Genomic DNA, 18,601 nt, shown 5'->3' with positions numbered 1-18,601 from the left:
GTCCGGCCGGCGCTCCCCGCGAGCGCCGGCCGGGCCCCGAGAGGAATCGCATGACCCGCGTCGCCTTCCAGCTCCAGGTGAAGCCCGAGCTGCTGTCCGAGTACCTCGCCCGTCACACCCCGGTGCGGCCGGAGATGCTCCGCGAGATCGCGGCCGCCGGACGGCGCGACTACAGCCTCTTCCTCGGAAGCGGCGGCGTGCTCTTCGGCTACTACGAGACCGATGACGATGCGGCCGCGCAGGCGTACCTCGCCGCCTCCCCCGTCGCCACGCGCTGGGAGGCCGAGATGGCCCCCTTCTTCCTCGACCTCGACGGCCGTCCCGACCAGGCCGCCACCTCTCTCACCGAGGTGTTCCACCTCGAAGACCAGCTCGCCGCCGCCGGCGAGAGCGCCACACCCGCCACCGACAACGAAGGCCGTGCATCGTGAGCATCCTCACCCCTGACATCCTCGCCGCGCTCGAGAAGCAGAGCATCGAGTTGCCCAGCTGGGCGTTCGGCAACTCCGGGACCCGGTTCAAGGTGTTCAGCACTCCCGGCACGCCCCGCGACCCGTACGAGAAGATCGCGGACGCCGCGCAGGTCCACGCCCACACCGGGCTCGCGCCCACCGTGGCGCTGCACATCCCGTGGGATATCGTCGACTCCTTCGACGACCTGCGCCGTCATGCCGAGGACCACGGCGTCTCCCTCGGCACGGTGAACTCCAACACCTTCCAGGACGACGACTACAAGTTCGGCGCTCTCACCCACGAAGATGCGGCCGTGCGCCGCAAGGCCATCGACCACCACCTGGCCTGCATCGACGTCATGGATGCCACCGGCAGCCGCGACCTGAAGATCTGGCTCGCGGAGGGGTCGAACTACCCCGGGCAGGCCGACCTGCGCGGGCGGCAGGATCGTCTGCACGACTCGTTGCAGCAGATCTACGCGCGCCTCGACGACCACCAGCGCCTCGTGCTCGAGTACAAGTTCTTCGAGCCGGCGTTCTACCACACCGACGTCCCGGACTGGGGGACGTCCTACGTGCAGGTGACCGCCCTCGGCGACAAGGCGATGGTCTGCCTCGACACCGGTCACCACGCGCCGGGCACCAACATCGAGTTCATCGTGATGCAGCTGCTGCGCCTCGGCAAGCTCGGCTCGTTCGACTTCAACTCCCGCTTCTATGCGGACGACGACCTCATCGTGGGTGCCGCCGACCCGTTCCAGCTGTTCCGGATCCTGTTCGAGGTGATCCGGGGCGGCGGGCTGAACAACCCCGACGTCGCCTTCATGCTGGACCAGTGCCACAACATCGAGGACAAGATCCCCGGACAGATCCGCTCCGTCCTGAACGTGCAGGAGATGACCGCGCGGGCGCTGCTCGTCGACCGCGAGGCGCTGGCGACCGCCCAGCGCAGCGGCGACGTGCTGACGGCGAACGCCGTCTTCATGGACGCCTTCTCCACCGACGTCCGCCCGGCCCTCGCCGACTGGCGCGAGGCACGGGGTCTGCCCGCCGACCCGATGGCGGCGTACGCGGCCTCCGGGTACGGGCAGCGGATCGCGCAGGAGCGCGTAGGTGGCGTGCAGGCAGGCTGGGGGGCCTGATCCGATGACCGCCCACGACATCCGCGACCACGACCTCGACGGACCGCACGGTCCGCTGCGCGTACGCGTCTACTCCCCGAAGTCGCCGAGCGGCCACGGCCTGGTCTGGGCGCACGGCGGCGGATTCGCGGGCGGCGACATCGACATGCCGGAGGGCGACGCCGTCGCGCGGGCGTTCGTCGACGACGGGATCGCCGTGGTGAGCGTGGACTACGCCCTCGCCCCGGTGACGACGGCGTGGGCCGCACGCCTCGGTGCGGACGAGCGGGTCGGGGTGCACTACCCCGTCCCCCACGACGAGCTGGTGGCGGCCTTCCTCTGGGCCGCGTCGTCAGAGATCGCCTCCGGACCGTGGGCGATCGGCGGAGCCAGCGCAGGCGGCAACCTCGCCACCGGCGCGGCGCTCCGCCTCGCACACGAGGGCGGCGTCGTACCCGCACTCGCCGTCCTCGCCTACCCGACGCTGCAGGCGGTGCAGGCCGCTCCCGACCCCGAGCTGCGTGCCCTGCTCGACGGAGACCCCTCCGCTGACGTGTTCACCCCCGATTTCGTGCGCCGCATGTACGAGAACTACCTCGGGAGCGACCCCGACACGGCGGACGTCTATGCCGTCCCCGGCACCGCAGAGCCGACGGCACTCGCCTCTTTCCCGCCCACCATCATGGTCAACGACGAGACCGACGAACTCCGTGTGTCCGGCGAGGCGTTCGCCCGCTCCCTCGCCGCCGCCGGCGTCGAGGTCGCAGCCGTCGTCGAGCCGAGTACCACCCACGGGCACCTCAACCGCCCCGAGGAAGCCGCCTTCGCCGCGACGATCGACCGATTCGCGGCGCGGATCCTGCAGCTCCCCTGACTCCCCGGCGTCGACCGGGCTTTTTCACTCACGAACCGAGGACTCGCATGACGAACCCCACCGCCGCCGCACTGATCGCGCGGAGCAACCGCCTGGGCGCCGACCCGAAGAACACGAACTACGCAGGCGGCAACACCTCCGCCAAGGGCACCGAGATCGACCCGGTGACCGGGCAGCCGGTCGAGCTGCTCTGGGTGAAGGGATCCGGGGGCGACCTCGGCACCCTGACCGAGGCCGGCCTGGCCGTCCTCCGTCTCGACCGCATGCGCGCGCTCGTCGACGTCTATCCGGGCGTCGAGCGCGAGGACGAGATGGTCGCCGCGTTCGACTACTGCCTGCACGGCAAGGGCGGCGCCGCCCCCTCCATCGACACCGCCATGCACGGCCTGGTCGACGCCCCGCACGTGGACCACCTCCACCCCGACTCGGGCATCGCGATCGCCACCGCCGCCGAAGGCGAGGAACTCACGACGACGATCTTCGGCGACCGCGTGGTCTGGGTACCGTGGCGCCGCCCCGGCTTCCAGCTCGGACTGGACATCGCGCAGATCAAGGCCGCGAACCCGCAGGCCATCGGCACGATCCTCGGCGGCCACGGCATCACGGCGTGGGGCGACACCTCGGAGGAGGCGGAGGCGAACTCCCTGTGGATCATCGACACCGCCGCCGCGTACATCGCGGAGCACGGGTCTCCCGCACCGTTCGGCAGCACCCGATCGGGCTTCGAGGCCCTGCCGGAGCCGGAGCGCCGCGCCAGGGCGGCCGCCCTCGCCGGGACCATCCGCGGTCTCGCGTCGACGGACAAGCCGATGGTCGGCCACTTCACCGACAGCGACGTGGTCCTCGACTTCCTGGCCTCCGAGAAGGCTCCGGCCCTCGCCGCCCTCGGCACGAGCTGCCCCGACCACTTCCTGCGCACCAAGGTCAAGCCGCTCCTCCTCGACCTGCCCGCCACGGCAACCGTGGAGGAGCAGACGGAACGCCTGCGGGAGCTCCACGCCGCCTACCGCGCCGACTACCAGGCCTACTACGACGCGCACGCGACCGCCGAATCGCCCGCGATCCGAGGGGCGGATCCGCTCATCGTCCTCGTGCCCGGCGTCGGCATGTTCTCGTACGGGGCGAACACCCAGACCGCGCGGGTCGCCGGCGAGTTCTACGTGAATGCGATCAACGTGATGCGCGGCGCCGAGGCGCTGTCGAGCTACTCCCCCATCTCCGACGCCGAGAAGTTCCGCATCGAGTACTGGGCGCTGGAGGAGGCGAAGCTGCAGCGGATGCCGAAGCCGAAGTCCCACCAGGGCCGCATCGCGCTCGTCACCGGCGCCGCGAGCGGCATCGGCAAGGCCATCGCCACCCGCCTGGCCGCGGAGGGCGCCTGCGTCGTCGTCGCCGACCTCGACCTCGACAAGGCCAGGGCCGCGGCTGCCGAGCTCGGGAACGAGGACGTCGCGATCGGCGTGGCCGCCAACGTCGCCGACGCCGATGCGGTGCAGGCCGCGATCGACGAGGCGGTGCTCGCGTTCGGCGGCCTCGACCTCGTCGTGAACAATGCCGGCCTCTCGCTGTCGAAGCCGCTGCTGGAGACGACCGAGAAGGACTGGGATCTCCAGCACGACGTGATGGCGAAGGGCTCGTTCCTGGTCTCGAAGGCGGCAGCTCGGGTGCTCATCGATCAGGGGCTCGGCGGCGACATCATCTACATCTCTTCCAAGAACTCCGTCTTCGCGGGTCCGAACAACATCGCCTACTCGGCGACGAAGGCCGACCAGGCGCACCAGGTGCGACTGCTCGCGGTGGAACTCGGCGAGCACGGGATTCGGGTCAACGGCATCAACCCCGACGGCGTGGTCCGCGGTTCCGGCATCTTCGCCTCCGGGTGGGGAGCGAACCGGGCGGCCACGTACGGCGTCAAGGAAGAGGACCTCGGCCAGTTCTACGCCAACCGCACCATCCTCAAGCGCGAGGTCGTGCCGGAGAACGTCGCGGACGCCGTCTTCGTGCTGACCGGTCCGGAGCTGAGCCGGACTACCGGGCTGCACATCCCCGTCGATTCCGGCGTCGCCGCGGCGTTCCTGCGATGACCGACGACCGCTCGCCTGCGACCGCACGGCACGTCCGTGCGGTCGCAGCGGTGGATCTCGGCGCCACGAGCGGCCGCGTGATGATCGGCCGCGTGGGGCCGGGCGTCCTGGAGCTCGAGCCGGTCTCCCGCTTCCCGAACGGCCCGGTCGCCCGCGCCGACGGTCTGCACTGGGACTTCGACGCCCTCGTCGCCCATGTCCTCGACGGCCTGGCCGAAGCGGTCCGCCGGGAACCGGGCATCGAGTCGATCGGGATCGACTCGTGGGCGGTCGACTACGGTCTCCTCCGCGCCGGCGAGCTGCTCGCGGAGCCGTTCCACTACCGCGACGACCGCACCGCCCGCGGGGTGGACGAGGTGCACGCCCTCGTCCCGTTCGACGACCTCCACGCGCGCAACGGCCTGCAGTTCCTCCCGTTCAACACGCTCTACCAGCTCCGGGCGGACGAGCTCCGGCACGACGCCGACACCGCGCTCCTCGTCCCGGACCTCCTCGCCTTCCTGCTCACCGGCGCCCGCGTCGCCGAACGCACCAACGCTTCGACGACGGGACTGCTGGACGTGGAGTCCGGCACCTGGGACCTGGCGCTCGCGACCCGCCTCGGCATCGACGCCTCTCTCCTGCCGGACCTCGTCGACCCCGGCACGGTCATCGGTCGGCTGCGCCCGGAGATCGCGGAGCGCATCGGCGTGGATCTGCCGGTGATCGCGGTGGGTTCGCACGACACCGCGTCGGCGGTGGTCGCGGTCCCGATGACCTCGCCCCGCGCCGCGTACATCTCCTGCGGTACCTGGGGACTGGTCGGGGTCGAGCGGGTCGAGCCGATCCTCACGGCGGCGGCGAGGGACGCCAACTTCACCAATGAACGCGGCGTGGACGACCGCTTCCGCGTCCTCCACAACGTGACCGGACTCTGGCTCCTCAGCGAGACCGTGCGGGCCTGGGAAGCCGAGGACGGAGCGCCCATCGACCTGTCGTGGCTGCTCGCCGAGGCTGCTGCCGCGGCGCCGCCGTCGGCGGTGTTCGATGCGAACGACCCCGCGCTCTCGCCCCCCGGCGACATGCCTGTGCGTATCAGCGATCTCCTGCGTTCCCGCGGCACCGCCGTCCCCGCCTCGCGTCCGGCGTTCGTCCGGCTCGTCGTGGAGAGCATCGCCACCGCGTTCGCCGACGCCGTCCGGACGGCGGGCGGTCTCGCCGGGCACTCCCTCGACGTCGTCCACCTCGTCGGGGGCGGGTCCCTCAACCGGCTCCTGTGCCAGGCGACGGCGGACCGCACCGGGCTTCCCGTCCTGGCCGGCCCCGTCGAGGCGACCGCCCTCGGTAACGTCCTCGTGCAGGCGCGAGCGCTCGGGGCGGCGCCCGCCGAGCTCTCGGAGCTTCGTGCTCTCGTGGCGACGACGCACCCGCCGACGGTCTACCGCCCGCGGAGCGCCTGAGCGCCGATCAGCGCACGTTGCCGTTCGAGCAGGTCTGCTGCGCGGCGGAGTTGCCCTTGATCGAATCGGGCAGCGCCACGACGTCCGGAGCGGTCGTCGGGGTCGGAGTCGCCTCCTGCGTCGGGGTGGTGGGCTCGGCGGGCGCGGTGGGTGTCGTCGGCTCCTGCACGACAACGCCGTCGTTGCTGGTGTTCTCGTGCGTGATCTGCAGCTGGGCGTTGGCCTCGATCGCGTCCCAGAGCGCCGCGGCGGCCTCGTCGTTCGGCACGACCTTGTTCGGGTCGTCCCAGTCCTCCAGGGTCGGGTACTGCACGAACACGATGTCCTCGAACGGCACCGACTTCACGGCGAGAGCGATCTGCACGATCATCATCGGGTCGGCGAGCGACGTGCTCGTCTCGAGGTTCTGGATGCCCGTGTTGGCGAGCTTCAGCATCACCGGCACGTTGCCCAGCACCTCGCCGCTGATGAGCTTGCGGGCGAGGCTCGACATGTACTGCTGCTGGTTGCCGATGCGGCCCAGGTCGCTGCCGTCGCCGACGCCGTGACGGGTGCGGAGGAACTGTAGAGCCTCGAGCCCCTGGACGGTGTGCGTGCCGGCAGACATGTCGAGACCCGTGTAGCGGTCGCGGATCGGGTTGGCGAGGCAGACGTCGACACCGCCGATCGCGTTGGTGATCTCGATGACCCCGCCGAACGTCACGGAGGCGGCGAACTGCACCTCCTGGTCCGTGAGGGCCGAGATCGTGCGGACGACGCAGTTCAGTCCGCCGTCGGTGTAGGCGACGTTCAGGGGCTGCTTGCTCATCGCGGCGGTGGCGTTGCCGTCCTCGTCCTCACAGGACGGGATGGGGATCATCAGGTCGCGCGGGAAGCTGACGACCGTGATCCGCCGCGGCTCCTCCGAGACGTGCACGAGCAGATTCACGTCGTTGAGGGTGCCCTCCGCATCCCCGCCGGTGCACCGATCGCCGAAGTACTGCTTGTAATCGTCCTCGCAGGTGTCGACGCCGGTGAGGACGAGGTTGAAGCCGCCCTTGTACTCCCCGATGTCCGGCGGCAGGTCTTCCTGGCCGTCGAGGTCGACGGCGTTCGCCGAGACGGTGTTGGAGAAATCGAGGTAGAAGTAGGCCGCGACGCCGATACCGCTGACGAGCACCACCGCCATGCTGATCGCGAGAAGCCGGAGGAGCTGGCTGACGGCGCCGGGCGAGCGCAGCTGACCATGTCGCGCGACGGTGCGGCGGCGGCGGGTGTTCTCGCTCACTCGGGCCCTTTCGAATTCAGCGACGGCGGGGGTACCGCGCTCAGGAAGCGGAGGGTGTGGGATTCGAACCCACGAGACATCTCTGCCCACTGGTTTTCAAGACCAGCTCCATCGGCCGCTCGGACAACCCTCCCGACAGAAACATCTGCCGACCAGGCGCGAGTCTAGCCGAGTTCTATTCTCCTGCGTCGACCTGGGCGGGTGCTGGAAGCGTGTCCAGGGCGCTGGCGAGCCCTCCCTGCTCGACGTCCGCGGTGATCTCCCCCGCGGCGTCCTTCACCTCGACCGGCGCCTGTCCCATGGCCACCGCACGCCCACCGCCGCTGCGTGCCCAGCCGAACATGCCGATGTCGTTGCGTCCGTCTCCGGCGACGAGCACGCGCGCGGCGTCCAGACCGAGCTCGTCGCGCACGCGTTCCAGGGCCGTGCCCTTGTCCACTCCCTGCGGTGCGATGTCCAGCCAGGCCGTCCAGCCGATCGCGTACGAGACCTCGTTGAGTCCGGCGTCGGCGACGAGTCGGTGGAAGTCGTCCTCGTCGTGTCCGGGCGAGACGACGACGATGCGGGAGACGGGGAGGGCCCCGAGCTCCTCGAAGTCGACCTGGCGGCCGCCGTCGAGCGTCCAGTCGTCGAGCTGCTCGGTGAACAGCCGCTGCCCCGACCCGAGCTCGACCATGTAGCGCGCGTCCGGAAGGCGCTCCTGGAGCAGGGCGAGCACCGGCGTCGGGTCGAAGGTCTCGACGTGCCAGCGCTCCCACTCGTCGCCGTCACGGCGCATCGTGACGGCGCCGTTGGAGCACACCACGTACTCGGCGGTGAGGCCGAGCTCCTCCACGTAGCGACGGGTCGCCATCCAGCTGCGACCGGTCGCGATGGTCACCACGTGCCCCGCTTCGCGGACGCGGGCGATGGCCTCGGGGACACCGGGGCTCATCGTCTCGTCCTGCAGGAGGATGGTCCCGTCGACGTCGAGGCCGACCAGCCAGGGGGCCGTCACCGCGTGCTCGGCTCGTCGGCGAGCGGGCGGATCACCTCGAGTCCGCCGAGGTAGGGGCGCAGGACCTCGGGAACCCGCACCGAGCCGTCCGCCTGCTGGTGCGTCTCGAGCAGGGCGACGATCCAGCGCGTGGTCGCGAGCGTGCCGTTGAGGGTCGCGACGTGCTGGGTCTTCGGCGCCGTACCGCCCTCCTCCGCCGCGGGGCGGTATCGCACGTCGAGACGCCGCGCCTGGAAGGTCGTACAGTTCGAGGTGGAGGTCAGCTCGCGGAACGCGCCCTGCGTGGGCACCCAGGCCTCGATGTCGTACTTCCGCGCCGCGCTCGACCCGAGGTCTCCCGCGGCGACGTCGATCACCCGGTAGGCGAGGCCGAGCGAGGTCAGCATCTCCTCCTGCAGAGCGACGAGGCGCAGGTGCTCCGCCTCGGCATCCTCGGCGGTCGTGTAGACGAACATCTCCAGCTTGTTGAACTGATGCACGCGGATGATGCCCCGGGTGTCCTTGCCGTGCGAGCCGGCTTCCCGGCGGTAGCAGGTCGACCATCCGGCGTAGCGGAGGGCGCCGGGCGCGAGGTCGACGATCTCGTCCTTGTGGTACCCGGCGAGAGCGACCTCGCTGGTGCCGACGAGGTAGAGGTCGTCGTCCTTGTCGAGGTGGTACACCTCGTCGGCATGCTCGCCCAGGAACCCCGTGCCCTGCATGATCTCGGGGCGCACGAGCGTGGGTGTGATCAGCGGCACGAAGCCGTTCTGCAGCGCCTTGTCGAGGGCGAGGTTCATGAGTGCGATCTCGAGGCGGGCACCGATCCCGCGCAGGAAGTAGAAGCGCGCGCCGGAGACCTTGGCGCCGCGCTCCATGTCGATCGCGCCGAGCATCTCCCCGAGTTCGAGGTGATCCCGCGGCTCGAAGTCGAAGGCCGGCACCTCGCCCACGCGACGCAGCTCGGCGAAGTCCTCTTCGCCGCCGGCCGGGACGCCGTCGATCACGACGTTCTCGATCCGCGCGAGTGCCGTCGCAGCGGCCTCGGCCGCTTCGTTCGCCGCGTGCTGGGCCTGCTTGACCCGATCGGCGAGGTCCTTGGCCTGCGCGACCAGGGCGGCCTTCTCCTCCTTGGGCGCCTTCGCGACCAGCTTGCCGAAGGCATTCTGCTCGGCGCGCAGCTCCTCGAACGCGGCGAGCGCGGCGCGGCGCGATCGGTCGGCCTCGAGTGCGACGTCGACGGTGCTCTGGTCATTGCCACGGGCAGCCTGCGAACGGCGGACGATCTCCGGGTTGTCGCGGAGGAGTGCGAGGTCGATCATGCCGCAAGTCTACGAGGTGTGGGCCCGGGGACCGGGCGGCTGGGTGTCCCTCCATCGGCGCCGCTCTCCTCGGACGATGCCGGTCTAGAGTAGCGCCATGACCACGAGTCCTCCCGTTCGGAAGCAGGCGGCGCTCGTGTACAACCCGGTGAAGGTCGACGGGAAGCGTCTGCGCGCGCAGGTCCGCGACCTGTCCCGCGAAGCCGGATGGGACCATCCCGCCTTCTACCCCACGACCGTGGAGGACGCGGGGCAGGGGGCGACGGCGGAAGCGCTCGCGCGCGGAGTGGACGTCGTGCTCGTGGCGGGCGGCGACGGCACGGTGCGGGCGGTCGCCGAAGCCATCGCCAATACGGGCGTGCCGCTCGCGATCCTCCCGAGCGGCACCGGGAACCTTCTCGCGCGCAACCTTGGTCTCCCGCTGGCCGACCCTACGGAGATGATCCGCGCCGCCCTCGGCGACTTCCACCACCCCATCGACATCGGCTGGGCCCGGATGACCAGGGAGGACGGCGGCGAGGAGGAGCATGCGTTCGTCGTGCTCGCCGGCATCGGCCTGGACGCCGACATGATCGCGAACACCCGTGCCGATCTGAAGAAGTCGGTCGGCTGGATCGCCTACGTCGACGGCGCCGCCCGGTCACTTCCCCGCGCGAAGCCCTTCCGCGCGGTCTATCAGATCGGCACGGGGCGGCTGCACTCCACGAAGGTGCACAGCATCCTGTTCGCGAACTGCGGCACCCTCCCGGCCGGCATCTCCCTCATCCCGGACGCGTCCATCACCGACGCGACCCTCGACGTCGCGGTCATCCAGCCGACCGGCGTGCTCGGCTGGCTCGGCGTCTGGCGCAAGATCTGGTGGGACAACTCCGTGCTGCGCCGGTTCCGTGCCGGACGGTTCGTGCTCGAACGCCGGGGCACGGATGCCTCGGTCCACTACTTCCGCGGCGCCCGCGCCGAAGCTGCGGCGCCCGCCCCCACGCCCATCGAGCTCGACGGCGACGAGTTCGGCGAGGCTGTGCGCGTCACCTGCCGCGCCGATCCCGGCGCACTTCTGCTGGCTCTACCCACCGGGCACCCGGTGCACGTCCTCTGAGAGCCGCCTCCTCAGCGCACGTCGACCGTGCCCTCCAGACCGCCGCCGACCAGGGTCAGCTGGAACGGACCATCATCGTCGACCTCGTCTTCGGGGAACTCGATCACCGTGCCCCGCGGCGCCATGTCCATGGTGCACACCTGGTTCTCGTCGGTGACGAACGTGACGGTCCCCGTGGACCCGTCGCCCTCGACGGTCTCGACGACTGGAGCGCAACTGGAGGAGCCCCAGGTCAGGAGGACGAGCCCACCGTCGTCGAACCAGCCGGCCGAAGGCTGATACTCGGTCGACGATCCCGGTGTCGCCGTGGCATCGGGATCGGCATCGACGTCGATCTCATCGAGCAGGTCGCCGGAGGTCACGACGAGAGTGATGTCCTTCGTCGGGTCGACGCCCTCGGGCAGCGCGCCCAGGCTCGCGCGCGGTGCGAGGTCCGCCGTGCAGGCCTGCTCCGTCGCGCCATCGGCGTCCGGCTCGACGAGGGTGACCGAGACCCGCTGTCCCTCGGCGGTGATGTCGTCGACCTGGGGCAGGCACGTCGAGGATCCCCAGCTCACGATGGCGAACATCCGTCCGTCGTCGAGGAGTGTCGCATCCATGTCGTCCTGGTCGTCGCTGCTCCCCGCGCTCCCGGGACCGCTGGACGGGTCGGACGTCGAGTGCGGTGCCGCTCCGCCGGGACCGACCGTGCAGCCGGCGAGGAGGAGAGCCGCGGCGAGCGCGGAGGACACGGCGATCACAAGCCTGCGGGGAGTCATGCCCTCAGGCTATCGGCGCGTCCCTCCGCGCGAAACGGGGCTTGACGGAATGCAGGGTCACTGCAGCGCGGAGGTGAGCCGTGCCAGGTTGTCGAGCACGGTGGAGCGCAGGGGCTGCTGCATCCATTCCTCGAGGGTCAGCTCCCTGCTCAACGACCGGTACTTGTCCTCGACCTCGCGCATCTCGGCGACGAACTCCTCGCCGCGGACGAGCATCGAGACCTCGAGGTTCAGGCCGAACGAGCGCATGTCCATGTTGCTCGACCCGATGACGGCCACCTCATCGTCGATGGTGAGGCTCTTCGTGTGGAGGATGTAGGGCTTCCGGTACATCCAGATCCGCACCCCCGCGCGCAGCAGCGCTTCGTAGTAGCTCCGCTGGGCGTGGTAGACCATCGCCTGGTCGCCCTCCTCGGAGACGAACAGCTGCACCTCGACACCGCGGTCGACGGCCGCGGTGACCGCGAGCAGCAGGGCCTCGTCCGGGACGAAGTAGGGACTGACGATCATGATCTGCTTCTTCGCCGCGTAGAGGAGCGCGAGGAACAGACGCAGGTTGTTCTCGACCTCGAAGCCGGGACCGGACGGCACCACCTGGCAGTCCAGGTCCCCCGATCCGATGTTGGCGTGAGAGATGTCGATCTCCTCCAGCACGACATCGGTCTCGCTGTACCAGTCGCTGAGGAAGATCGCGTTGACGCTCAACACCACCGGTCCGTCGAGCCTCACCATCAGATCGACCCAGTGCAGACCGCGCCGGATGTTCTTCGGCAGGTTGTAGGTGGAGTCGGTGATGTTCTGCGATCCCAGGAAGGCGATGTTGCCGTCCACGACGAGCAGCTTGCGGTGGTTGCGCAGATCAGGGCGCTGCATCTTGCCCTTGAGTGGCTGCACCGGAAGCATCAGATGCCACTCGGCGCCCATCTCGTTGAGACGGGCGATGGTCTGGCGGTAGCGGGGCTTGCCGCGGTTCGCCCAGTGGTCCAGGAGCACGCGGACGGCGACGCCCCGCGCCGCGACCTCTTCGAGGGCGCGGAAGAAGTTGTCCGTCGAGTCATCGGACTGCAGGATGTAGAACTCGACGTGCACGTAGTCCTGCGCCGTGCGGATGGCCTCCGCCATCTCGTCCAGCGATTCCTGGTAGTCGGAGATGAGGTGCGCGCCGTTGTCGCCGGAGAGCGGCAGAGCGCCGAGGCGCTGATTCATCTGCACGATGGGCCCGAACCAGGCGGGGGCGTTGGGCCGCAGCGTCCCGAAGTGCAGGTGCTCGCTGGTCTCGGCGATGTACTCGTTGATCTGCTCCTGCTTGCGGCGCCGTGCGCGCGGCAGACGGGGGTTCCCGATCAGCAGGAACAGGAAGACGCCGACCACCGGGATGAAGAAAACGGCAAGGAGCCAGGCCATCGCCGCGGTGGGACGGCGGTTGCGCGGGATGACGATGATCGCGGTGACGCGGATGATGATGTCGAGCACCAGCACGAAGGCGGCAATCCACCAGCCCCAGGACTCCGCGGTCATCACGCCCCCTCACCCACGCCGGGGATCGTCACCCCGAGGCGCACCGGAGCCGGCACGCTCGCTTCACAGTAGCGGATGGGGCGGACTCAGGCCCGCGGAGGCAGTCCGCGCGCGGCGCGTTCCTCGGCCTCGATCTGCGCGTGGACCTTCCGCTCCGTGCGGTCGAACCGGAGGATCCCGCGGAGCACGACGAAGAAGACGATGCTGACGCCGACCGTCGGCAGGAGCGACCATGCCGCGGCGAGCCAGAAGTTGTCCATACCTCCATCGTACGCGAGCGACTACTCATGCACAGACGGCGCTTCTCAGGATTCTCATCCACATCGCTCCGCCCCCGCTCCGACGGAGACGGGGGCACGCGAACCTCTCCTCATGACAACCGTGCTCCGCGCCTCCGACTCCGCCCAGTTCCTCGGCATCGTGCCCGCCCTCGCAGGGTTCACGCCGCACGAGAGCATCGCCCTGCTCCCGTTCCACGGCAGCCGCAGCGACGGGGCGATGCGCCTCGATCTACCCGATGCTGCCGTTCCTCTCCTGCACTACGCCGCAGCGGCCGTCGAGTTGCTCGGCCGCGTCCCCGGTACCGATGCGCTGGCTGTGGTCGTATACACCGATGAACCACCCCAGACGACGCCCGATGGCCTCGTCCTCCCCCAAGCTGTGACGGTGGACACCCTTCTCGGATGCGCCGAGGAAGCGGGGTTGCGTACCGTCGAGGCCCTGTGTGTGACGCCCGAGGGATGGGCCCGCTACGACGACGAGGATCCGACGCTGTATCCCCTGTCGGACATCGTTACGCCGCCGGGTGGTTCCTCCCTCGGCGACGTCTCCGGCGATCAGTTCTCCGGCGCGGGGCTCCCGGCTGTCCAGGCCCCGGAGGAGGACCAGGTGGCACGCATCCTGCGCGGCCTCGACGCCGCCCTCGCGCCAGGGCAGGCCGACACCTCCGGTTCCGCAGAGCCGGAGGTGATCGCGGCGTGCGCGCTCCTCGACGACATCCCCGCCTTCCTCGAGTCCGTCGTCCATCACCACGACACTCTGCGGCCGTTCGACGCCGCAGCGCTCGTGTGGTGCCTCGGACGTCCGCCGGTGCGCGACGCGGCGATCGCCCAGTGGGCCACCGATCACCGTCAGGGCATTCGCACCATGGAGGCGCAGCTGGCTTTCGCCGCCTCCGGCACCAGGGTGCCCGACGACATCGGACGGGTGTTCCTCGGCCGCGGCCCCGCGCCGGACGGGGAGCGCCTCCGTGCAGCGCTGCACGCCGTCCGACATGCGACCGCCCTGGCCCCCCGGGCAGCACGCCCCGGCCCGCTCACGGTCGCGGCCTGGCTCTCCTGGGCGCTCGGCCGTGCCACGCACGCGGGTCGCTACCTCGACATGGCGAGAGAGATCGATCCGGGGTACAGCCTCGCGCTGCTGCTGGACACCATGATGTGCGGCGCCGTTCTGCCGGAGTGGGCGTTCCGCGGGCGGGGCGGAGCGTGAGCGCCTCGCTTCTACTTGACCAGCGGGAAGAGGATGGTCTCGCGGATCCCGAGGCCGGTGATCGCCATCAGGAGTCGATCGATGCCCATCCCCATGCCCCCGGACGGCGGCATGCCGTGCTCGAGAGCCCGCAGGAACTCCTCGTCGATCGGCATGGCCTCGACATCGCCTCGCGCGGCGAGCTTCGCCTGCTCGACGAAGCGTTCGCGCTGGATGACGGGATCCACGAGCTCCGAGTAGCCGGTCGCCAGCTCGAAGCCCCGGATGTAGAGGTCCCACTTCTCCACGACGCCCTCGACGGACCGGTGTTCGCGCACGAGAGGCGACGTGTCGACGGGGAAGTCCATGACGAACGTCGGCCGCACGAGGTCACCCTTCACGAAGTGCTCCCAGAGCTCCTCGACGAGCTTCCCGTGCGTGGCCTGAGGCGGCACATCGACCCCGTTCGCCTCAGCGAAGGCGATCAGGTCGTCGACGGAGTCCGCGGGCGTGACCGTCCGACCGGAGGCGGCCGAGAGGGACTCGTACATCGAGATGCGGTCCCACTCACCGCCCAGGTCGTACTCGGTGCCGTCCGCCCAGGTGACCGTGGTCGACCCGGCGACGGCAACCGCAGCCTGCTGGACCAGTTCCTGCGTCAGGGCCGCCATCTGGTTGTAGTCGCCGTAGGCCTGGTAGGCCTCGAGCATCGCGAACTCCGGGCTGTGCGTCGAGTCGGCACCCTCGTTGCGGAAGTTCCGGTTGATCTCGAACACCCGCTCGATACCGCCGACGACCGCGCGCTTCAGGTACAGCTCCGGCGCGATGCGGAGGTAGAGCTCGGTGTCGAACGCATTGGAGTGAGTGACGAAGGGGCGGGCGGACGCACCGCCGTGCTGCACCTGCAGCATCGGCGTCTCCACTTCGAGGTACCCGTGGGCGGCGAACGTCGCCCGCAGACTCGCGTTCACCGCCGCGCGCGCACGCACGGTCGTCCGCGCCTGCTCCCGCACGATCAGGTCGAGGTAGCGGCTGCGCACACGCCCCTCTTCGCTGAGCTCGGCGTAGGCGTTGGGCAGCGGGAGGATCGCCTTCGACGCGATGGCCCAGTCGTCCGCCATGATCGACAGCTCACCGCGGCGGCTGGAGATCACCTCACCATGCACGAAGACGTGGTCGCCGAGGTCGACGTACTCCTTCCAGTCCGCGAGCGACTCCTCGCCGACATTGGCGAGAGAGATCATCGCCTGGATGCGGGTGCCGTCGCCGGCCTGGAGCGTGGCGAAGCAGAGCTTGCCGGTGTTGCGGCTGAACACCACGCGCCCCGCGACGCCGACGACCACGCCGGTCTCGGCGCCGGGCTCGAGGTCGCCGTACTCCGCACGCAGCACGGGGATGCTGTGTGTCACCGGTACCGCGACAGGGAAGGCTCCGCCGCCGGCGTCCGAGCGCTTCTCGATCAGACGCTCGCGCTTGGCGAGGCGGACGGCCTTCTGCTCGTGGATGTCCTCTTCGGTGGAAGGGGCGGCCGAGGCCGATTCGGGCGCGGCGGGCGCGTCAGTCATGTGCGGGGCTCCTTGGAAGTCCTCCCCAGTTTACCGAGATGGCGCGGGACGTCCTCGCCGCGCGGTGCGCTGGGTAGCCTCGAAGCATGGCCCCCACTCGGATCCTCCGTGCGAGCGCCGTCGTCGCTCTCGCCACCGTCCCTGTCCTCGCGCCGGAAGTCGCCGTCGCGGTGGCCCCGGCGACCGCGACGACCATCGTCGCCGCCGCCGACGTGGATGAGTTCTCCTACGCCTCGTGGGACGCGGTATACGACGTCGGGCTCGACGAGGACGGCCGGGCGCACATGCGGGTCACGGAGACGCTCGCCGCGCGATTCCCCGACGCCGACCAGAACCGCGGCATCGTGCGCGGCCTGGCGACGGCATACAAGAACGCTGACATCGACACCCGGGTGCTCGCGGTCACCGATGGAGACGGAGCCGCCGTCCCGTATGAGACCGACGAGGATGACGGGACCCTCTTCATCCTCACCGGCGACGACGACTTCGTCCACGGTCTCACCACCTACGTCATCGAGTACGAGATGCGCGACATCATCGTCGGGAGCGCACCCGACCCGTCCGGTTCTCGCGCCGCAGACGAGTTCTACTGGGATCTCCTCCCGCTCGACAGCACGCAACCGATCGAGACGTTCCGGGCCGACATCCGGTTCGATGCCGTGCTGACCGCCCATCTCACCGGCGGGACGAAGTGCTACATCGGCCCCTCCGGATCCACCGAGCCCTGCGACCTGGAGGGACCGATCACGGACGGAGAAGCCGCTTCCTTCCACGTCGAAGCCGGGCCTCTACCCGCCGCGGACGGGGTGACGGTGGCCGTCGGCTTCGATCCCGGCACAGTGACTCAGCCGGCCGCCCGCCTGCCTGATCCCGTCGCCGACCTCGGGCCGGTGCTCGCTGCTGCCGGTGCCGTGGGCCTGTCCGCGATCGGATGGGCAGTCGCCGTGGGCGCCGCCCGACGTCGGCGTCGCGCCACCGGGATCATCGTGGCGCAGTACGACGTCCCCGACGACCAGCCTCCCCTTCTCGCGGCCGCGCTCCTCCCTGGCGCCAAGAACGTGGTGCCCGCCCAGATCGTGCACCTCGCCGTCCGCGGCGCCCTGCGCATCGAGGAAGGCGCGTCAGCCGATGCGCCCCGGCTGCGACGACAGCCCCACGCCAGCGCGCCGAGTCCCCTCGATCAGGCTGCGCTCGACGCGCTCTTCCTCCACGCGGGTGCGGACGGCGTCGTGGACCTGCCGACCGAGAGCGAGGCCTTCGCGACACGGATGACCGCGCTGACGACGAAGGGTCACGAAGAGGCCGCCCGCCAGGGTCTGACGACCAGGGTGCGCAGCCGCGCGGCCGTCATCCTGCAGTCCGTGGCGATCGCCCTCGCCGTGGCGGGTCTCGTCGTCGCCATCATCGCCGTGGCATCCGGACGACTGTCCGCCGGCCCCGCGCTTCTGGCGATCTCCGTCGGGACACTGCTCGTCGCGGCCTCGAGCTTCTTCACCTTCTCGCGGCACACGGTCCTGACGCCGGAAGGTGCGCAGGCGTACGAGCATCTGCAGGGGGTGCGCGAGTTCATCCGGGTCGCGGAGGAGGATCGGTTGCGGATGCTGCAGTCCTACACCGGCGCGGAACGGCGCACCGAGGAGGGGGCGGACGTCATCCATGTGTACGAGCGCCTCCTCCCCTTCGCGATGCTGTTCGGCATGGAGGACGAGTGGGGCCGGGTGCTGGAGAGTGCCTACAGCCGGGAGGCGCACGGCCCGACCTGGATCGGCGACCCCACGTCCTTCGCTCTCCGCACGTCGCTCGTGGCGTTCATGAGCTCCTCCACGGCGGCCGCGACCTACTCGGCCCCGTCCACCGGCACCTCGTCCGCTACCGGTGGCTCGTTCGGCGGCGGGTTCTCCGGGGGCGGGGGCGGAGGCGGCTTCTCCGGCGGTCGCTGAGTCCGAGACGCCGCGCCGGGAAGGCGATCAGACGAGCGGCGGCGGTTCCGAGGCGTCGCGCAGCGCCCGCTCGACCGTCGACTGCACCAGAGCCGACAGGAAGCCACCCGGGTTCTCGACCCCGATCTCACGGAGCCGCGAGGTCGACTGGCCGATGATCGAGCGGGAGAACTCCGTGGCCGTGGCGATCGCATCGGCATAGGCGGGGCGGTCGGCCTCGGCGATGACGACCGGTTCGCACCCCATCTCCACGGCCAGCGCCTGGGCGATCGGGAGCACGGCGGCAGGAGCGGTGACCGCCGCGAATCCCGCCTGCAACTGTCGGAGATCGATCGAGGTCCCGGTGAAGGTGATCGCGGGATGCACCGCCAGCGGGATGGCACCGCGCTCCGCCGCCGGACGCAGGACCTCGATGCCCTGTGCCGGATCGGTGTGCAGGACGAGCTGGCCGATCTGCCACCCGCCCAGCTCCGCGATGCCCGAGACGAGGGCCGGCAGCTCGGCGGAGGGGACCGCGAGGATCACCAGTTCGGCACGCCGCACGACCTCCTGGGTGTCCAGCACCGGCACGCCGGGGAGCACCGCGGATGCGCGCTCGTCGTCCGATCCGCTCGTGATCCCGACGATCGCGTGCCCGGCTCCGGCCAATGCCGCGCCGATCACCGGACCGACGCGCCCGGCCCCGACGATGCCGACGCCGAGGCGCCCGTCGCGCACCACTC

Annotated in this window: 16 protein-coding genes and 1 tRNA gene; 8 read left to right on the top strand and 9 right to left on the bottom strand. The window is 70.2% G+C overall.

Going from position 1 to position 18,601, the window contains the following annotated elements; genetic code table 11:
• The first annotated feature begins 50 nt into the window (after positions 1-50).
• The 5 genes from WFJ36_RS09400 to WFJ36_RS09380 are packed head-to-tail and all read left to right on the top strand — an operon-like array spanning position 51 to position 5,970.
• Entirely contained in the window at positions 51-431 is a 381-nt protein-coding gene (locus WFJ36_RS09400) for an L-rhamnose mutarotase (protein ID WP_336643181.1), read from the top strand.
• Positions 428-1,594: an L-rhamnose isomerase gene (gene rhaI, locus WFJ36_RS09395; protein WP_336643180.1), complete on the top strand. Its 1,167-nt coding sequence runs from the start codon at positions 428-430 to the stop codon at positions 1,592-1,594. Before WFJ36_RS09400 ends, rhaI begins: the two co-directional genes overlap by 4 nt.
• 4 nt (positions 1,595-1,598) lie before the next feature.
• Positions 1,599-2,447, top strand: a complete 849-nt coding sequence (locus tag WFJ36_RS09390) for an alpha/beta hydrolase fold domain-containing protein (protein ID WP_336643179.1) — start codon at positions 1,599-1,601, stop codon at positions 2,445-2,447.
• 47 nt (positions 2,448-2,494) lie between these two features.
• Positions 2,495-4,531: a bifunctional aldolase/short-chain dehydrogenase gene (locus tag WFJ36_RS09385; protein WP_336643178.1), complete on the top strand. Its 2,037-nt coding sequence runs from the start codon at positions 2,495-2,497 to the stop codon at positions 4,529-4,531.
• The gene (locus WFJ36_RS09380; protein ID WP_336643177.1) at positions 4,528-5,970 is read left to right on the top strand and encodes a rhamnulokinase; all 1,443 of its coding nucleotides are present in this window, start codon (positions 4,528-4,530) and stop codon (positions 5,968-5,970) included. The genes WFJ36_RS09385 and WFJ36_RS09380 overlap by 4 nt, the downstream gene beginning before the upstream one ends.
• A gap of 7 nt (positions 5,971-5,977) precedes the next feature.
• On the opposite strand, the gene WFJ36_RS09375 is transcribed toward WFJ36_RS09380, so the two are convergent.
• From WFJ36_RS09375 to serS, 4 genes are all read right to left on the bottom strand, one after another.
• On the bottom strand, positions 5,978-7,237 hold the full coding sequence (locus WFJ36_RS09375; protein ID WP_336643176.1) for an LCP family protein: 1,260 nt from the start codon (positions 7,235-7,237) through the stop codon (positions 5,978-5,980).
• Positions 7,238-7,285: 48 nt separating this feature from the next.
• Positions 7,286-7,370 (bottom strand) — tRNA-Ser (locus tag WFJ36_RS09370).
• A gap of 42 nt (positions 7,371-7,412) precedes the next feature.
• The gene (locus WFJ36_RS09365) at positions 7,413-8,234 is read right to left on the bottom strand and encodes an HAD family hydrolase (RefSeq protein ID WP_071327660.1); all 822 of its coding nucleotides are present in this window, start codon (positions 8,232-8,234) and stop codon (positions 7,413-7,415) included.
• Positions 8,231-9,535: a serine--tRNA ligase gene (gene serS, locus WFJ36_RS09360; RefSeq protein ID WP_336643175.1), complete on the bottom strand. Its 1,305-nt coding sequence runs from the start codon at positions 9,533-9,535 to the stop codon at positions 8,231-8,233. Before serS ends, WFJ36_RS09365 begins: the two co-directional genes overlap by 4 nt.
• A 97-nt stretch (positions 9,536-9,632) precedes the next feature.
• On the opposite strand from serS, the gene WFJ36_RS09355 reads away from it, so the two are divergent.
• A complete protein-coding gene (locus tag WFJ36_RS09355; RefSeq protein WP_071327662.1) occupies positions 9,633-10,631 on the top strand; it encodes a diacylglycerol/lipid kinase family protein in 999 nt (332 codons plus the stop codon).
• Positions 10,632-10,642: 11 nt separating this feature from the next.
• On the opposite strand, the gene WFJ36_RS09350 is transcribed toward WFJ36_RS09355, so the two are convergent.
• The 3 genes from WFJ36_RS09350 to WFJ36_RS09340 form a co-directional block, all read right to left on the bottom strand.
• Positions 10,643-11,389, bottom strand: a complete 747-nt coding sequence (locus WFJ36_RS09350) for a hypothetical protein (RefSeq protein ID WP_292788175.1) — start codon at positions 11,387-11,389, stop codon at positions 10,643-10,645.
• A gap of 57 nt (positions 11,390-11,446) precedes the next feature.
• Positions 11,447-12,907 carry a cardiolipin synthase gene (cls, locus tag WFJ36_RS09345; RefSeq protein ID WP_071327664.1) on the bottom strand — a complete coding sequence of 487 codons (1,461 nt, stop codon included), beginning with the start codon at positions 12,905-12,907 and terminating at the stop codon, positions 11,447-11,449.
• An 86-nt stretch (positions 12,908-12,993) separates the two neighbouring features.
• Complete coding sequence (locus WFJ36_RS09340) at positions 12,994-13,167, bottom strand: hypothetical protein (protein ID WP_167627854.1); 174 nt, start codon at positions 13,165-13,167, stop codon at positions 12,994-12,996.
• 112 nt (positions 13,168-13,279) lie between these two features.
• On the opposite strand from WFJ36_RS09340, the gene WFJ36_RS09335 reads away from it, so the two are divergent.
• Complete coding sequence (locus WFJ36_RS09335) at positions 13,280-14,395, top strand: DUF4192 family protein (protein ID WP_292788171.1); 1,116 nt, start codon at positions 13,280-13,282, stop codon at positions 14,393-14,395.
• Positions 14,396-14,406: 11 nt separating this feature from the next.
• Here the strand turns inward: WFJ36_RS09335 and lysS are convergent, their stop codons facing one another.
• Entirely contained in the window at positions 14,407-15,939 is a 1,533-nt protein-coding gene (gene lysS / locus WFJ36_RS09330) for a lysine--tRNA ligase (RefSeq protein WP_336643174.1), read from the bottom strand.
• 86 nt (positions 15,940-16,025) lie between these two features.
• On the opposite strand from lysS, the gene WFJ36_RS09325 reads away from it, so the two are divergent.
• On the top strand, positions 16,026-17,879 hold the full coding sequence (locus WFJ36_RS09325) for a DUF2207 domain-containing protein (protein ID WP_336643173.1): 1,854 nt from the start codon (positions 16,026-16,028) through the stop codon (positions 17,877-17,879).
• 27 nt (positions 17,880-17,906) lie between these two features.
• Here the strand turns inward: WFJ36_RS09325 and WFJ36_RS09320 are convergent, their stop codons facing one another.
• Positions 17,907-18,599 (bottom strand): DUF2520 domain-containing protein, encoded by a 693-nt coding sequence (locus WFJ36_RS09320; RefSeq protein WP_292788165.1) that lies wholly within the window; start codon positions 18,597-18,599, stop codon positions 17,907-17,909.
• Positions 18,600-18,601: the final 2 nt, after the last annotated feature.

Source organism: Microbacterium sp. MMO-113 (genome assembly GCF_037148555.1).
GTDB lineage: Bacteria > Actinomycetota > Actinomycetes > Actinomycetales > Microbacteriaceae > Microbacterium.
This window is presented reverse-complemented; position numbering and strand designations above follow the sequence as displayed.

Excerpts from the sequence above, each read along its gene's own strand:
- WFJ36_RS09400 (WP_336643181.1), top strand. The coding sequence starts at position 51 with ATGACCCGCGTCGCCTTCCAGCTCCAGGTGAAGCCCGAGCTGCTGTCC.
- WFJ36_RS09390 (WP_336643179.1), top strand. The coding sequence starts at position 1,599 with ATGACCGCCCACGACATCCGCGACCACGACCTCGACGGACCGCACGGT.
- WFJ36_RS09385 (WP_336643178.1), top strand. The coding sequence starts at position 2,495 with ATGACGAACCCCACCGCCGCCGCACTGATCGCGCGGAGCAACCGCCTG.
- WFJ36_RS09380 (WP_336643177.1), top strand. The coding sequence starts at position 4,528 with ATGACCGACGACCGCTCGCCTGCGACCGCACGGCACGTCCGTGCGGTC.
- serS (WP_336643175.1), bottom strand. The coding sequence starts at position 9,535 with ATGATCGACCTCGCACTCCTCCGCGACAACCCGGAGATCGTCCGCCGT.
- WFJ36_RS09355 (WP_071327662.1), top strand. The coding sequence starts at position 9,633 with ATGACCACGAGTCCTCCCGTTCGGAAGCAGGCGGCGCTCGTGTACAAC.
- WFJ36_RS09350 (WP_292788175.1), bottom strand. The coding sequence starts at position 11,389 with ATGACTCCCCGCAGGCTTGTGATCGCCGTGTCCTCCGCGCTCGCCGCG.
- cls (WP_071327664.1), bottom strand. The coding sequence starts at position 12,907 with ATGACCGCGGAGTCCTGGGGCTGGTGGATTGCCGCCTTCGTGCTGGTG.
- WFJ36_RS09340 (WP_167627854.1), bottom strand. The coding sequence starts at position 13,167 with ATGGACAACTTCTGGCTCGCCGCGGCATGGTCGCTCCTGCCGACGGTC.
- WFJ36_RS09335 (WP_292788171.1), top strand. The coding sequence starts at position 13,280 with ATGACAACCGTGCTCCGCGCCTCCGACTCCGCCCAGTTCCTCGGCATC.
- lysS (WP_336643174.1), bottom strand. The coding sequence starts at position 15,939 with ATGACTGACGCGCCCGCCGCGCCCGAATCGGCCTCGGCCGCCCCTTCC.
- WFJ36_RS09325 (WP_336643173.1), top strand. The coding sequence starts at position 16,026 with ATGGCCCCCACTCGGATCCTCCGTGCGAGCGCCGTCGTCGCTCTCGCC.